12 protein-coding genes are annotated in these 14,679 nt (G+C 72.3%); 5 read left to right on the top strand and 7 right to left on the bottom strand.

Annotation, left to right across the window (positions count from 1 at the left end; genetic code table 11):
• Nucleotides 1–29 precede the first annotated feature (29 nt).
• A complete protein-coding gene (locus tag ACGFX4_RS21950) occupies nt 30–803 on the top strand; it encodes a GNAT family N-acetyltransferase (protein ID WP_393076927.1) in 774 nt (257 codons plus the stop codon).
• A 134-nt stretch (nt 804–937) separates the two neighbouring features.
• Here ACGFX4_RS21950 and glnII read toward each other — a convergent pair whose 3' ends face one another.
• The 7 genes from glnII to ACGFX4_RS21915 all read right to left on the bottom strand — a co-directional run bounded on the left by glnII (nt 938) and on the right by ACGFX4_RS21915 (nt 10,134).
• Complete coding sequence (glnII, locus tag ACGFX4_RS21945; protein WP_393076925.1) at nt 938–1,960, bottom strand: glutamine synthetase GlnII; 1,023 nt, start codon at nt 1,958–1,960, stop codon at nt 938–940.
• A gap of 198 nt (nt 1,961–2,158) precedes the next feature.
• Nucleotides 2,159–3,091: an SCO1860 family LAETG-anchored protein gene (locus ACGFX4_RS21940; RefSeq protein WP_393076923.1), complete on the bottom strand. Its 933-nt coding sequence runs from the start codon at nt 3,089–3,091 to the stop codon at nt 2,159–2,161.
• A 178-nt stretch (nt 3,092–3,269) separates the two neighbouring features.
• Nucleotides 3,270–3,947, bottom strand: a complete 678-nt coding sequence (locus ACGFX4_RS21935; protein ID WP_393076921.1) for a uracil-DNA glycosylase — start codon at nt 3,945–3,947, stop codon at nt 3,270–3,272.
• Nucleotides 3,948–3,972: 25 nt separating this feature from the next.
• The gene (locus ACGFX4_RS21930; RefSeq protein ID WP_393076919.1) at nt 3,973–5,067 is read right to left on the bottom strand and encodes an amidohydrolase family protein; all 1,095 of its coding nucleotides are present in this window, start codon (nt 5,065–5,067) and stop codon (nt 3,973–3,975) included.
• Nucleotides 5,064–6,272 carry an MFS transporter gene (locus ACGFX4_RS21925; protein ID WP_393076917.1) on the bottom strand — a complete coding sequence of 403 codons (1,209 nt, stop codon included), beginning with the start codon at nt 6,270–6,272 and terminating at the stop codon, nt 5,064–5,066. Before ACGFX4_RS21925 ends, ACGFX4_RS21930 begins: the two co-directional genes overlap by 4 nt.
• Before the next feature lie 74 nt (nt 6,273–6,346).
• On the bottom strand, nt 6,347–7,918 hold the full coding sequence (locus tag ACGFX4_RS21920; RefSeq protein ID WP_393076915.1) for an arabinogalactan endo-beta-1,4-galactanase: 1,572 nt from the start codon (nt 7,916–7,918) through the stop codon (nt 6,347–6,349).
• 206 nt (nt 7,919–8,124) lie between these two features.
• The gene (locus ACGFX4_RS21915) at nt 8,125–10,134 is read right to left on the bottom strand and encodes a beta-galactosidase (RefSeq protein WP_393076913.1); all 2,010 of its coding nucleotides are present in this window, start codon (nt 10,132–10,134) and stop codon (nt 8,125–8,127) included.
• 200 nt (nt 10,135–10,334) lie between these two features.
• Here ACGFX4_RS21915 and ACGFX4_RS21910 point away from each other — a divergent pair, with 200 nt between their 5' ends.
• The 4 genes from ACGFX4_RS21910 (at nt 10,335) to ACGFX4_RS21895 (ending at nt 14,612) form a co-directional block, all read left to right on the top strand.
• Nucleotides 10,335–11,642, top strand: a complete 1,308-nt coding sequence (locus ACGFX4_RS21910) for an ABC transporter substrate-binding protein (RefSeq protein ID WP_393076911.1) — start codon at nt 10,335–10,337, stop codon at nt 11,640–11,642.
• Nucleotides 11,643–11,712: 70 nt separating this feature from the next.
• Nucleotides 11,713–12,627 (top strand): carbohydrate ABC transporter permease, encoded by a 915-nt coding sequence (locus ACGFX4_RS21905; protein ID WP_393076909.1) that lies wholly within the window; start codon nt 11,713–11,715, stop codon nt 12,625–12,627.
• Between the two features lies 1 nt (nt 12,628).
• Nucleotides 12,629–13,537 (top strand): carbohydrate ABC transporter permease, encoded by a 909-nt coding sequence (locus ACGFX4_RS21900; protein ID WP_393076906.1) that lies wholly within the window; start codon nt 12,629–12,631, stop codon nt 13,535–13,537.
• A 34-nt stretch (nt 13,538–13,571) separates the two neighbouring features.
• The gene (locus tag ACGFX4_RS21895; RefSeq protein WP_393076903.1) at nt 13,572–14,612 is read left to right on the top strand and encodes a LacI family DNA-binding transcriptional regulator; all 1,041 of its coding nucleotides are present in this window, start codon (nt 13,572–13,574) and stop codon (nt 14,610–14,612) included.
• The last annotated feature ends 67 nt before the right edge of the window (nt 14,613–14,679 follow it).

Here is a 14,679-nt window from a genome sequence, read left to right as displayed (position 1 = left end):
CCGCGGCGGCCGGTTCGTACGATGGCGGGATGTCCGATGCGCAGCAGCTCGCCGAAGCCCTCAGCACCTTCCGCCGCGACTTCGCCCGGCGGCAGGCCGCCCGCGTGGTCGAGGCGGCCGGCGGGTTCGCCGTGCTGGACGAGGAGTTCAGCGGCTCGTACGAGCACAACCAGCTGTACGTCGAGCGGGCGGACGACCCCGCCGCCCTCGCCGGACTCGCCGACGAGCTCCTCGGCGGCCTGCGGCACCGCCGGATCGCCGTCCGCGACGGCGCGCTGGCCGAGGCCGCCGCGCCCGCGCTGCTCGCCGCCGGTTACACGCACGACGTCGAGTTGCTGATGGTGCACCGCGGACCGCTGCCCGCCGGTGCCGGCCGGGTGGACGAGGTCGGCATCGCCGAACTGCGGCCCGCCGAGCTGGAGCAGTGGCGGCGCTGGCTGCCGGACAGCCCCGACGCCGTCCTGGAGCAGCTGGTCGGCCGGCGGAAGCGGCGCCTCGACGGGGCGGACTCGGTACGGACCCTCGCGGCGCGGGACGAGGACGGCGAGATCGGCGCCTGGGCCGACCTGTACGTCGACCGCGCGAGCGGCCTGGCGCAGATCGAGGACCTCGCCACCGCGGAGCCCCGGCGCGGCCGCGGTCTCGGCGACGCGGTCCTCGCCGCCGCGCTGCACCGCGCCGCGGCCGCCCCCGGCCACCGGCTGACCTTCCTGGTCGCGGACGCCGCGGACTGGCCCCAGCACTGGTACGCCCGCCGCGGTTTCACCCCGATCGGCCGCACCCACGCCTTCACCCGCAGCTGACCCCGGCCGCTCCGCGCGGTGGCCCTTGCGGGCCGAACCGCGGCTGACCCCGGGCCGGAGGGCGGGAACGCGGAAACGTCCGCCGCCTCCGGGGAGGCGACGGACGTTTCGCGGTTGCTCGGGGTCGAGCCGGATCAGACCTGGCCGGCCTTCTCCAGGGCCTCGCAGCAGGTGTTGACCAGGAGGCGGGTCACGACGTACGGGTCGACGTTCGCGTTCGGGCGACGGTCCTCGATGTAGCCCTTCTGCTCCACCTCGACCTGCCACGGGATGCGGACCGAGGCGCCGCGGTTGGACACGCCGTAGGAGTAGACGTTCCACGGGGCGGTCTCGTGCTTGCCGGTCAGGCGGGACTGGATGTCGTCACCGTACTGGTTGACGTGCTCCAGGACCTTCTCCTGGGAGGCGCCGAGCGACTCGCAGGCGGTGATGATGGCGTCGTAGCCCTCGCGCATCGCCTTGGTGGAGAAGTTGGTGTGGGCACCCGCACCGTTCCAGTCGCCACGGGCCGGCTTGGCGTCCAGGGTGGCGTCGATGCCGAACTCCTCGGCGGTGCGGTAGAGCAGGTAGCGGGCGATCCACAGGTCGTCCGAGACGGTCAGCGCGTCGACCGGGCCGATCTGGAACTCCCACTGGCCGGGCATGACCTCGGCGTTGATGCCGCAGATCGCGAGGCCCGCGTCGATGCAGCGGTCGAGGTGCAGCTCGACGATCTCGCGGCCGAAGACCTCCTCGGCGCCGACGCCGCAGTAGTAGCCGCCCTGCGGGGCCGGGTAGCCGCCCTCCGGGAAGCCGAGCGGGCGGGAGCCCTTGAAGAAGGTGTACTCCTGCTCGATGCCGAAGATCGACTCCTGGGCGGAGTACTGCTCGGCGACCGGGCGGAGCAGCGCGCGGGTGTTGGTCTCGTGCGGGGTGCCGTCGATCTCGAAGACCTCGCACAGCACCAGGATGTTGTCACCACCGCGGATCGGGTCCTTGACGACCTTCACCGGCTCGAGCACACGGTCCGAGGCGTGACCCTCGGCCTGGTTGGTCGACGAGCCGTCGAAGCCCCAGGTGGGGATCTTGTCCGCGTTCGGCAGCACCCGAGTCTTGGAACGGAGCTTCGCGGTCGGCTTGGTGCCGTCGATCCAGATGTACTCGGCCTTGATTGCCATTGCGGTGAACCTCACTGCTTGGGTGGTGGGTGCCCGCGTAGCGTTGCAAGCCGCCGTTTCCCGGTTGTTCCTCCTATGTAACGCCCGTGTGAACCGACTCTCCGCAGCGGCACGTTCACCGTCGGAGAGTGCCAGTCCCGCCATGCGGACACGTCCGTGAGACGGGCCCGCCGGGCGGGTGGCCGGTCCGGGCGCGGATCAGTGCCGGCGGGCGTGCGCGGCCCGGCGGCGGCGCGTCATCCACAGGGCCGCGCCCCCGGCCACCAGGAGCGTCGCGCCACCGGCGAGCAGCGGGACGGTACCGCTCGCGCCGGTGGACGCCAGCTCCCCTCCCCCGCCCTGCGCGGGGATGACCCGGGCCGCCGCCGTGCCGCCGGAGGTCGGACTGGGCGCGGCGGAGGACGGGGCGCTCGCCGGGACCGGCTTCTCGCAGCTCACCGAGGCGACGGTGATCCGGCCGTCCACCTTGGCGACGTTCAGGTTGAGCGGGTTCAGCTTCACCTGGACCTCCAGTGCGGAGGCGGCGGCCGTGCTGGTGGTGGTCGACTTCTTGGAGAACTCCACCTCCACCGAGCCGATGGCGGGCAGGTCCACCCGGGTCGGCGAGTTCAGCCCGACCGCGACCGGGCGGCCCAGCACCGTCACCTTGGCCGGGGCGACCACCTTGGCGGTCGGCGGGCCGTCCACCGGGCAGGACGCCTCCGCGCTGAGCGCCTCCAGGCCGAGCAGGGTGGTCAGCGGCATGCCCGGGGCGTGCAGGTCGGCGCCGACCAGCTTCACCGAGGCGGTGGCGCCCTTGTCGTCCGCCCTGGTCACGGACTGGCCGACCTGCGCCTTCACCAGGGTCACCGGACGGTTCTGGTCCACCCCCTCGACCTTGGCGGTGAGCATCGCGTCGTTGCGCTGCGCGGGCGTCTGCACCTTGTTGAGCGCGACGTTCACCGGGACGTCGACGGTGTTGAGCAGCGTGACGTCCAGGTCCAGCTCCGCGGTGACGGCGGACGCCCGGCCGGGCTTGCCGGGCGTGCCGGACTCGCCGGTCGCGAACGCGGCGGGCAGCGGCAGGGCGACGGTCAGCACGGCGGTGGCCAGCGACGCGGCCGCGACGGTCCGGGCAGCGGAAGAAGACATGGCGGTACCCCCCACAGGTGGCGATTGGCAGAGCGCGCCTCGTCCTCACCCGGCGTGCTCACGACACGGGGAAGGGGCTTGCGCTCTCGACTGCCGACAGTCTTCTCGAACAATCCGTCACACAGGCAACACAGAGCGTCAGTTCACCCTTACGGGTGAGTAGCTCCGTGCCCCGCCGCTACGGCAGGCGCCAGTCGACGGGCTCGGCGCTCTGGCGGGCCAGCAGGTCGTTCGCCCTGCTGAACGGCCGTGACCCGAAGAAGCCGCGGTCCGCCGACATCGGGCTCGGGTGCGCCGACTCGATGGCCGGCACCTGCCCCAGCAAGGGGCGCAGGTTACGGGCGTCACGCCCCCACAGGATCGCCACCAGCGGGCCGCCGCGCTCCACCAGCGCCCGGATCGCCTGCTCGGTGACCTCCTCCCAGCCCTTGCCCCGGTGGGCGGCCGGCTTCCCCGGCGCGGTGGTCAGCGCCCGGTTGAGCAGCAGCACGCCCTGCCGCGTCCACGGGGTGAGATCGCCGTTGGACGGCGGCGGGAAGCCGAGGTCGCGGCCGTACTCCTGGAAGATGTTGATCAGGCTGCCCGGCAGCGGCCGCACCTGGGGCGCCACCGAGAAGCTCAGGCCCACCGCGTGACCCGGCGTCGGGTACGGGTCCTGACCGACGATCAGCACCCGCACCTCGTCGAACGGCTGCTGGAACGCCCGCAGCACCTGCGGGCCCGGCGGCACGTACGTCCGCCCCGCCGCGAGCTCCGCCCGCAGGAAGTCGCCCATGGCGGCGACCCGCCCGGCCACCGGCTCCAGGGCCTTCGCCCAGCCGGGCTCTACGATCTCGTGAAGGGGACGCGCTGCCATGGGCTCACCCTATCGGCCGACGGTGTCAGGGCGTGACCGGTCGGCCGCGCAGCACCACGGCCCGCGGGGCGGCCAGCACCCGGACGTCCGCGCGCGGGTCCGCCTCGTACACCACCAGGTCCGCCGGGGCCCCCTCGGTCAGGCCCTCGCGGCCCAGCCAGGCGCGGGCCGACCAGCTGGCCGCACCGACCGCCTCGACCGGCGTCAGGCCGGCCTTCACCAGTTCGGCGACCTCGTCGGCGACCAGGCCGTGGGCGAGCGAACCGCCCGCGTCGGTGCCCACGTACACCGGGATGCCGGCGTCGTGCGCGGCGCCGACCGTGTCGTAGCGGCGCTCGTGCAGCCGCCGCATGTGCGCCGACCAGGCGGGGAACCTCTCCTCGCCGCCCGCCGCCAGCTTCGGGAAGGTCGCGATGTTCACCAGGGTCGGGACGATCGCCACCCCGCGCTCGGCGAACTGCGGGATCAACTCCTCGGTCAGACCGGTCGCGTGCTCCACGCAGTCGATGCCGGCGGCCAGCAGGTCGGGCAGCGACTCGGCGGCGAAGCAGTGCGCGGTGACCCGCGCGCCCTCGGCGTGCGCGGCGGCGATCGCCTCGCGCAGCGCGTCGCCCGGCCAGCAGGCGGCGAGGTCGCCGCGCTCGCGGTCGATCCAGTCGCCGACCAGCTTCACCCAGCCGTCGCCGCGCCGGGCCTCGGCGGTGACGTACGCGGCCAGGTCGCCGGGCTCGATCTCGTGCGCGTAGTTGCGGATGTACCGGCGGGTGCGGGCGATGTGCCGGCCGGCCCGGATGATCCGGGGCAGGTCCTCGCGGTCGTCGATCCATCGGGTGTCGGCGGCGGACCCGGCGTCGCGGATCAGCAGCGTCCCGGCGTCGCGGTCGGTCAGCGCCTGCTTCTCGCTGGTCGCCTCGTCCACCGCGCCGTGGGCGTCCAGCCCGACGTGGCAGTGCGCGTCCACCAGCCCGGGCAGCACCCACCCGTCGACCGTCCGCACGTCATCGGCCCCGGCCGGCCGGTCGTACGTCACCCGCCCGCCGACCACCCACAGCTCGTCCCGGACCTCCTCCGGCCCGACCAGCACCCGACCCCTGACATGCAGCACCGCACCGTCTGTCATGCCCGCACTCTACCCACGGCCCGGCGGGCGGTGAGCGGGAGGATCGCGGCGGTGGCGAGGGCGTAGCAGGTGAGGACGGCGGCGAAGGGGAGCAACGGGTCGCGGGTGTAGAGGAGGGCGGCGAGCCAGCCGGAGGGGATGGCGGCGAGGGCGGTGGCGCTCTGGATCGCGGAGGAGAGGGTGGCCCGGTCGGCGGGCGGGATGGCGGTGACCACCAGGGCGTCGCGGTAGGACTCCAGCAGGAACGGGCCGGCCGCGGTGAGGGCGGTGGCGAGCAGCAGGGCGGGGGTTCCCGCGCCGGGAACGGCGAGGAAGGCGGCCCAGCCGGCGACGCCCAGCAGCAGGCCGTGCAGGACGTTGCCGCTCATCGGGCGGTGCCGGCGGCGCGGCATCACCCACCGGTAGCAGGCGAACGCGGCGAGCGCCCCGAGCGCGGGCTGGAGGGCGATCAGCCCGGTGGCGAGGTGGAGCTCGTCGGCGAGGTAGACCACCTGGAAGAGAGTGAACTGCACGGCCAGGTTGGTGAGCAGGACGACGGCGACGACCGGCCACAACTCCCGGGCGGAGAAGAGGAGTCGAAGGCCCCGGCCGAGTCCGGCGGGGGCCTCGGCGGCCTGGCGTCCGGCCGCGGTCTCGGTGGTGAGGCGGTGGCGGACCAGGAACAGGACGGTCATCGAGATCCCGCCGAGCAGGTAGACGGCGCGCAGCGCGGGCAGGGTGCCCCAGTGCGCCATGGCGGCGCCGGCCAGCGGGGTGAGCAGGCCGGCGGCCATCACCACGAGTTTGATCGCGGCGAAGATCCGGGGTCGCTGGTGCTCGTCGGCGTCCTCGGTGACCAGCAGGAAGAAGGAGAGGTTGACCACCCGGCCGAGGGCGGAGCACAGGCCGGCCAGCAGGAACAGCCAGAACCCGTCCGCGAAGGCCCAGAGGAACATCGGCAGCGACCAGGAGAGCAGGTCGAAGAGCAGGGTGGTGCGCCGCCGGCCGAGCCGGTCGGTGACGGCGCCGGCGGCGAGCTGGGCGAGGAAGCCGAGCCAGAGCGCGGCGGAGGCGACGGCGCCGATCTGCCAGGTGGTGAGGCCGGCCTCCTTCTGGAAGAGCGTGGCGTAGTAGAGCGTGACGGTGCCGGGGACGGCCCAGAGCGGTTCCAGCAGGACCGAGTTGCGGGCGTTGCGCGGCAGGTCGGCGAGGAGTCGGGGGCGCACGCTTCCTCCGGTGGGGGTGACGGCGGGGGCGCGCCCGCCCGCGTCGCAGGGGCGGGCGGACGCGCCGGTCGGGATCAGCGGTGGTTCAGCCAGGCCATCGCACTGGTCGGCTTGTTGGTGTAGTCGAAGAGCGCCTGGTTCTCCCAGGCGTCGGCGGAGGTGGCGTCGGTCGGGTCCCAGCCGTTGCCGGCCACGGCGGTCCAGGTCGGTTCCCAGTAGAAGACGCCCAGGCCCTTGCCGTTCGGGACGGCCTCGACGACGTTCATCACGTCGCGCAGGTTGGCGGCCTGCCCGGCCTGGGTGGCGGGGTAGCCGGCGACCAGCTGGCTGCTGTACGCGACGTTGTTCTCCAGGGAGTCGTTGTTGGCCAGGGTGAACGCGTACGCGGTCTCGGCGACGAACACCTGCTTGCCGTACCGGGACGCCATGTCGTCCAGGGTGGTCTGCAGGTCGCTGAGCGCGCCGTGCCAGTAGCCGTAGTAGGAGAGGCCGATCAGGTCGAACGGGACCCCGCGGGCGACGGCGTTGTCGTAGAAGGTGCGGGCGCCGGCGTCGTCGCCGCCGTTGGCCAGGTGCAGGGCGACCTTGGTGGAGCTGCTGACCGCCTTGGCGGCGTTGGCGCCCTGGGTGAGCAGCGCGGCGAGGTTGCCCCAGTTGGAGGTGGAGCCCTCGGACCACAGGATGCCGGCGTTGATCTCGTTGCCGATCTGCACCATGTCGGCGGTGGTGCCCTGGGCCTTCAGGGCGTTGAGCACGTCGTAGGTGTGGTTGTAGACCGCCGACTTGAGCTGGTCGAGGGTGTAGCCGGACCAGGCGGCGGGCTTGTTCTGCTTGCCCGGGTCGGCCCAGCTGTCGGAGTAGTGGAAGTCGATCAGCAGGCCCATGCCGAGGGCCTTGGCGCGCTGCGCCATGGTCAGCACCCGGGCCTTGTTGTTGTAGCCGTCGGCGGGGTTCACCCACACCTTGAGGCGGACGTAGTCGGCGCCGTTCGCCTTGAGGATGCTCAGGGCGTCGCCGGTGGTGCCGTTGGCGTACTTGTAGGTGCCGCCGTAGTCCTCGCTCTTCTTCAGCGTGGAGACGTCCACGCCGCGGGCGGTGACGCCGGTGGTGCCGGAGGTGAAGGCGAGGTCGTCGACATTGAGCCAGTTCCCGGCGTTGGCGTCGGAGTTGATGCTGACGGTGCACTGGGCGCCGGTGACCTTGACCGAGGTGACCAGGTGGATCCAGGCGCCGTTGGGGGTGGGGGGCAGGTCGGTGCGCTGCTCGGTGGAGCCGCAGTTGCGCAGCGCCAGGTAGGCGGAGTTCTGGCCGCCGCTGGAGCGGACCCAGGCGCTGAGCGTGTACGTGCCGTTGGTCAGGCCGGAGAGGTACTGGTAGGTCTCCACCTTGTAGGCGGTGGACGCCCAGTGGGTGAGCCGGTAGGAGCCGGTGTGCCCGCCGGCCTCGGTGTAGGAGGCGCTGTTCTGGCCGGCGGCGGAGTAGGTGGACCAGCCGGTGGGGGTGGCGGTCGCGGTGCCGTCGGTCTCGAAGCCGGCGTTGGTGAGCGTGCTCGCCGCGTTGGCCGTGGTGGGCAGGGCGGCGGCGGTGGTGGTGAGCAGGAGCGTGGCGGCGGCGCCGACGAGGGCGCGCTTGGTTCCCTGGTGCATCGTCGTCCTTGGCGATGAGGCCCGGGCCCGTCGAGGTGCTGCTGGGGGGCGGGCCCGAGGGGTGGGGGTGGGGGTGGGGCCGCGAGGGTGGGGCGGTGGGGGTGCCTCGGGGGCAGGTTGGGGCACCCCCACCGGGACCGGCGGGCCGGTCGGCCGGCCGGTCGGTGCCTGTCGGGAGCCGACCCTCAACGGCTCCTGACAGGGGTTCAGAGGTGGACGACCCGGGTGGTGTTGCCGGGGACGTCCAGGTGGCCGCTCACCGGGGTGCCGGTGAGGAGTTCGGTGCCGCTGCCGGGCAGTGGGACGCGGGCGGCGGCGGCGGTGTGGTTGATCGCGAAGAGGTACCGGCCGTGCTCGCCGGTCCGCTCCACCACCTCGACGTCGCGCGGCAGTTCGGGGGTGGTCAGGCCGGCGTCGGCGATCGCCCGGCCGAGCACGGTGTCCAGGTGGGTGCCGTTCAGGCGGCTGGAGACGTACCAGGCGCGGCCGCCGCCGAGGGCGTGCCGGGTGACGGCGGGGTGTCCGGCGGCGGGGCCGTCGGCGTACGTCCACACCGGGTCGGCGCCGCGCGGCACCACGAACTCGGACCAGCCGTCGCCGGTCAACTCCGGCCCATCGCCGACCAGTCGAACCTGCTGGTCGGCGCGCAGCGGGGCGAACTCCTCGACCGTGAGGCCGAGGACGTCGCGCAGCGCGCCGGGGTGCGGTCCGGCGTGCACGGCGTCGTGCTCGTCGACGATGCCGGAGAAGTAGGAGACGGCGAGGGTGCCGCCCTCGCGGACGTACTCGGTGAGGTTGATCCCGGCGGCCTCGGTGGTGAGGTAGAGGGCGGGGACCAGGACCAGCGGGTAGCGGCTGAGGTCGGACTCGGGGTGGGCGAAGTCCACGGTGAGGTGGCGGTCGTACGCGGCGGCGTACCAGGCGTCGGCGCGCTCGCGGGCGTCGAGCTCGACGCTGGGGCGCCACTCCAGCTTCTGCGCCCACCAGGACTGCCAGTCCCACAGGATCGCCGCGTCGGCCTCGACCCGGCTGCCGCGGACCGCGCCGAGAGAGCCCAACGAGGCGCCCAGGGCGACGACTTCGCGCCAGATCCGGCTGTCGGTTCCGGCGTGCGGCAGCATCGCGGAGTGGAACTTCTCGGCGCCGTACCGGGAGGCCCGCCACTGGAAGAACATGGCTCCGTCGGAGCCGCGCGCCACGTGGGCGAGGCTGTTGCGGGCCATCTCGCCGGGCTGCTTGACCAGGTTGCGCGGCTGCCAGTTCACCGCGCCGGTGGAGTGCTCCAGCAGCAGCCAGGGCCGGCCGCCGGCCACCGAGCGGGTGAGGTCGGCGGACATCGCGAGGTTGACGTGGTTCCGCTCCGCCTCGGCGACCAGGTAGTGGTCGTTGGTGACCAGGTCGACCTCGCGGCCCCAGGCCCAGTAGTCCAGGGACTCGCACTGGGAGAGCGCGGTCATGAAGTTGGTGGTGACCGGGATGCCGGGGGCGAGGCGGTGCAGGATGTCCCGCTCGCGCTTGAAGTTCTCCAGGATGGTGTCGCTGGTGAACCGCGCGAAGTCCAACTGCTGGGCCGGGTTGCAGGCGGTGGGGGTGAGCCGGGGCGGCCGGATGTCGTCCCAGCGGTTGTAGTGCTGGCCCCAGAAGGCCGTCCCCCAGGCCTCGTTGAGCTCCTTGAGGGTGGTGTACCGGGCGGCCAGCCACTGCCGGAAGTCCTCCGCGGAGGCCTCGCAGTAGCAGGCGCTGACCGGCACGCCGTACTCGTTGTGGACGTGCCAGAGCGCGAGTGCCGGGTGGCTACCGTAGCGCCGCCCGAGCTGTTCGGTGATCGAGGCCGCCGCCTGCCGGTACGCCGGTGAACTGTGGCAGATCGCGCCGCGGCCGCCGAACTCGTACCGGACGCCCTCGCGGCCGACCGGCAGCGCCTCGGGGTGCTCGCGGTAGAACCAGGCGGGCGGGACGACGGTGGGGGTGCCGAGGTCGACCCGGATGCCGTTCTCGTGCAGCAGGTCGAGCAGGCGGTCGAGCCAGCCGAAGTCGTACACGCCGCGCTCGGTCTCCAGCAGCGCCCAGGAGAAGATCCCGACGCTGACCATGGTGACGCCGGCCTCGCGCATCAGGCGGACGTCCTCCTGCCAGACGTGCTCCGGCCACTGCTCGGGGTTGTAGTCCCCGCCGTAGGCGAGCTGGTCCAGCCCGACCGGCCAGTGGTGTGCCATGGATGCTCCAGGATCAACGCGGTGTGAACGTGCACAGCGGCTGACCGCTGTGTTGCGCCTAGATAACCGTAAGGCTGCGGGGATTGACAAGTGTCATCCGGATTTCCGTACTGTGAACGTGCACAGCCGCTGGTCCAGGGGGCGGACCAGCTTCTCCCTCACCCCCCACCTTGCCTCTGCCGTGATCCTCGGGAGGATCCATGCACCGCCGCATCGTCGCCGCCGCCGCAGTCGCACTCACCGGAGTGCTCGCCCTGTCCGCCTGTTCCAGCAGCGGATCCGGCTCGGACGCCAAGGCCGCCTCCGGCCCGGTGACCCTGAACTTCTGGTCCTGGGCGCCGAACATGGACAAGGTCGCCGCGGTCTGGAACGCGTCGCACCCGGACATCCAGATCAACGTCCTCAAGCAGGCCGGCGGCGACGACCTGGTCACCAAGGTGATCACCGCCGCGAAGGCCGGCAACGCACCCGACCTGATCCAGACCGAGTACCAGGCGCTGCCCACCCTGGTCTCCAACGACGTGCTGGCCGACGTGGCGAAGCAGGCCGGCTCCGTCAAGGACAGGTTCGCCGACGGCGTCTGGAAGCAGGTCACCCTCGGCACCGACGCGGTCTACGCGATCCCGCAGGACTCCGCGCCGCTCGCCTTCTACTACCGCCAGGACCTCTTCCAGCAGTACGGCCTGAAGGTGCCCACCACCTGGGCCGAGTTCGCCGACGCCGCGCACCAGCTGAAGGCCAAGGACCCGGCCAAGTCGCTGACCACCTTCTCCTCCAACGACTCCGGTCTGTTCGCGGGCCTGGCCCAGCAGGCCGGCGCGAAGTGGTGGACCAGCTCCGGCGACACCTGGAAGGTGGCCATCGACGACACCGCCACCAAGAAGGTCGCAGACTTCTGGGGCGGCCTGGTCAAGGACGGCTCGGTCGACAACCAGCCGATGTACACCCCGGCCTGGAGCAAGGCGCTGAACGAGGGCACCCAGATCGCCTGGGTCTCCGCCGTCTGGGCGCCCGGCGTGCTGGAGAGCTCCGCCCCCGACACCAAGGGCAAGTGGGCGATGGCCCCGCTGCCGCAGTGGAACGCCGGCGAGAACGCGACCGGCAGCTGGGGCGGTTCGAGCACCGGCATCACCACCGGCGCGGTCAAGGCCGGCCACGCCGACGCCGCCGCGAAGTTCGCCACCTGGCTGAACACCGACCCCGCCGCCGTCGCCGCCCTGGTCAAGGAGGTCAACATCTACCCGGCCGCCACCGCCGCCCAGGCCACCCTGACCACCGCCCCGGCGTTCTTCCCGAACCAGGCCGACTTCTACGCCAAGGCCGCCGAGATCGCCAAGGGCACCGCCCCGGCCGCCTGGGGCCCCAACGTGAACGTCGCCTACTCCGCCTTCAAGGACGCCTTCGGCCAGGCCTCCCAGGCCAAGAGCGACTTCGCCCCGGCGCTGACCGCCATGCAGACCGCCACCGTCGACGACATGAAGAAGAACGGCTTCAAGCTGGCCGGCTGACGCCCGCCCCCACCCGGGGCCGCCCCCCGCGGCCCCGGGTCCTTCCCCGTCCCGACCATCAAGGACTGCCATGGCCTCCCCCTCCACCAGGCCTCCGCGGCGGCTCGCGCCCTACGGCTTCCTCGCCCCGGCCACCCTGCTCTTCGCCCTGTTCTTCGCCCTGCCCATCGGCTACGCCGTCTACCTCTCCTTCCGCGCCGTCCGGGTCAAGGGCCTCGGCCTCGGCTCGCACGCCCGCCAGGAGGTGTGGGCCGGCCTCTCCAACTACAGCTCCGCGCTCGCCGACTCCGAACTGCTGGCCGGCTCCGGCCGGGTCCTGCTGTACGGCGCACTGCTGGTGCCCACCATGCTGGGCCTCGCCCTGTTCTTCGCCCTGCTGCTGGACGTCCCCCGGGTGCGCTTCTCCGCCTTCTCCCGGCTGGTGATCTTCCTGCCGTACGCGGTCCCCGGCATCGTCGCCTCGCTGCTCTGGGGCTTCCTCTACCTGCCGACCGTCAGCCCCGGCTACTTCCTGCTCACCCAGGCCGGGATGAGCGGCCCGGACCTGCTGCACGGCAACGGCCTCTACCTGGCGATGGCCAACATCGCGGTCTGGGGCGGCACCGGCTTCAACATGATCGTCATCTACACCTCGCTGCGCGCCCTGCCCGTCGAGGTCTACGAGGCCGCCCGGCTGGACGGCTGCTCCGAGCTGCAGATCGCCCTGCGGATCAAGATCCCGATGGTGGCGCCCTCGCTGGTGCTCACCTTCTTCTTCTCGATGATCGCCACGCTCCAGGTCTTCGCCGAGCCGATGACCCTCAAGCCGCTGACCAACTCGATGACCTCCACCTGGTCGCCGCTGATGAAGGTGTACCGCGACGCCTTCGTCAACGGGAACATCTTCTCCGCCGCGGCCACCTCCGTGGTGATCGCCCTGGCCACCCTGGTCCTGTCCTTCGGCTTCCTCAAGCTGGTCAACAAGCGCGCCGACGGAGGCAGCTGAGATGAGCACCACCACCCTCGGCACCCGCCGAACCGCACCCGCCCCCGGCACCGTCCCCGGCAACCCGACCGCCCCGCCGCGCCGCCGCGCCGCCTGGGTGCCCACCCTGCTCCTGCTGCTCGGCGCGCTCTACTGCCTGGTCCCGATCGTCTGGGTGGTCACCGCCGCGACCAAGAGCCGCGCCGAGCTGTTCACCACCTTCACCTACGCCCCCGGCACCGGCTTCCTCGACAACCTCGCCGAGCTGTCCGGCTACCGCGGCGGCGTCTACTGGCAGTGGATGGCCAACTCCGCGCTCTACGCGGGCGTCGGCGCCCTGCTCTCCGCCGCCGTCTCCGGCCTCACCGGCTACGCGCTCGCCAAGTACCGCTTCCGCGGCCGCGACACCGTCTTCAACGTGCTGCTGGCCGGGGTGCTGATGCCGCCGATCACGCTGGCCGTTCCGCAGTACCTGCTGATGGCCAAGGCCGGCCTCGCCGACACCCACTGGTCGGTGCTGCTGCCCAGCATCCTCAGCCCGTACGGCATCTACCTGGCCCGGATCTACGCCGAGGCCGCCATCCCCGACGAGGTGGTCGAGGCCGCCCGGGTCGACGGCGCCAAGGACCTCCGGCTGTTCCGCTCGGTCGCGCTGCCGATGATGGTGCCCGGCCTGGTCACCGTCTTCCTCTTCCAGTTCGTCGCGATCTGGAACAACTTCCTGCTGCCGTACATCATGCTCGGCGACGACCACAAGTTCCCGGTCACCGTCGGCCTGTACTCGCTGCTCGCCCAGGGCGCCAACGAGCCCGCCCTCTACACCCTGGTGATCACCGGCGCGCTGCTCTCGGTGATACCGCTGATCGCGCTGTTCCTGGGACTCCAGCGGTACTGGCGTGTCGATCTGCTCTCCGGGGCCGTAAAGTCCTGACTGTCCACCAGCACAATCTGTTGAGGATCCACCCATGACGGAACCCGCTCCCCGGCGCACCAACCGGACCAAGCGGCCGCCGACGATCCACGACGTCGCCGCCGAGGCGGGCGTCTCCCGAGGCACCGTCTCCCGCGTCCTCCAGGGCGGCCACAACGTCTCGCCCGCCGCCCTGGAGTCCGTGAACGCCGCCATCCGCAAGCTCGGCTACGTGGTCAACCGGGCCGCCCGCAGCCTGGTCACCCAGCGCTCCGGCTCGGTCGCCTTCCTGCTCACCGAACCGCAGGAGCGCTTCTTCGAGGACCCCAACTTCACCACCCTGCTGCGCGGCTGCACCACCGCACTCGCCGAGCACGACATCCCGCTGATCCTGATGACCGCCGGCAACGAGCCGGAGCGCCGCCGGGTCACCCGCTACCTGGCCGCCGGCCACGTGGACGGCGTCCTGCTGGTCTCCTCGCACAGCGGCAACCCCATGCTGGAACACCTGCGCGAGGCCGAACTCCCGGTCGTCTTCTGCGGCAAGCCGCTCGGCCAGCGCGGCCGGATCCCGTACGTCGCGGCCGACGACCGCGAGGGCGCCAAGGACATGGTCCGCCACCTGCTGGACACCGGCCGCCGCCGGGTCGCCACCATCGCCGGCCCGCAGGACACCCCCGGCGGCGTCGAACGCCTCTACGGCTACCGCGAGGTCCTGCAGGAGTACGGCACCCCCGTCGACGAGGGCCTGATCGCCGTCGGCGACTACAGCCGGGCCGGCGGCGAGGCCGCGATGGCCGAACTCCTGGAGCGCGCCCCCGACCTGGACGCCGTCTTCGTCGCCTCCGACCTGATGGCCACCGGCGCCCTCGCCGCCCTCGACCGGGCCGGGCGCAGCGTCCCCGGCGACGTCGCCGTCGGCGGCTTCGACGACTCCCCCGCCGCCCTCGCCGCCCGCCCGCCGCTGACGACCATAAGGCAGCCCTGGGACCGGATCAGCGAACAGATGGTCCGCCTGCTGCTGGCCCGGATCGCCGGCGAGGAACCGGCGACCGTCATCCTCCCCACCGAGCTGATCGTCCGCGACTCCGCCTGATCTTCGACCGCACACCGACCGCTGTTCACCTGCCTGCCGCCTGGTGGACGGGTGGCGTGGGTTTGCT

Origin of the sequence: Kitasatospora sp. NPDC048365, assembly GCF_043200835.1 — a bacterium.
In the GTDB taxonomy this organism is placed as follows: Bacteria; Actinomycetota; Actinomycetes; order Streptomycetales; family Streptomycetaceae; genus Kitasatospora; species Kitasatospora terrestris.
Note: the sequence above shows the minus strand (reverse complement) of the source record. Positions and strands in the feature narration are given on the sequence as shown.

Coding starts and splice junctions, on each gene's coding strand:
- ACGFX4_RS21900 (WP_393076906.1), top strand. CDS start 12,629: ATGAGCACCACCACCCTCGGCACCCGCCGAACCGCACCCGCCCCCGGC.
- ACGFX4_RS21915 (WP_393076913.1), bottom strand. CDS start 10,134: ATGGCACACCACTGGCCGGTCGGGCTGGACCAGCTCGCCTACGGCGGG.
- ACGFX4_RS21920 (WP_393076915.1), bottom strand. CDS start 7,918: ATGCACCAGGGAACCAAGCGCGCCCTCGTCGGCGCCGCCGCCACGCTC.
- ACGFX4_RS21910 (WP_393076911.1), top strand. CDS start 10,335: ATGCACCGCCGCATCGTCGCCGCCGCCGCAGTCGCACTCACCGGAGTG.
- glnII (WP_393076925.1), bottom strand. CDS start 1,960: ATGGCAATCAAGGCCGAGTACATCTGGATCGACGGCACCAAGCCGACC.
- ACGFX4_RS21895 (WP_393076903.1), top strand. CDS start 13,572: ATGACGGAACCCGCTCCCCGGCGCACCAACCGGACCAAGCGGCCGCCG.
- ACGFX4_RS21905 (WP_393076909.1), top strand. CDS start 11,713: ATGGCCTCCCCCTCCACCAGGCCTCCGCGGCGGCTCGCGCCCTACGGC.
- ACGFX4_RS21935 (WP_393076921.1), bottom strand. CDS start 3,947: ATGGCAGCGCGTCCCCTTCACGAGATCGTAGAGCCCGGCTGGGCGAAG.
- ACGFX4_RS21950 (WP_393076927.1), top strand. CDS start 30: ATGTCCGATGCGCAGCAGCTCGCCGAAGCCCTCAGCACCTTCCGCCGC.
- ACGFX4_RS21940 (WP_393076923.1), bottom strand. CDS start 3,091: ATGTCTTCTTCCGCTGCCCGGACCGTCGCGGCCGCGTCGCTGGCCACC.
- ACGFX4_RS21930 (WP_393076919.1), bottom strand. CDS start 5,067: ATGACAGACGGTGCGGTGCTGCATGTCAGGGGTCGGGTGCTGGTCGGG.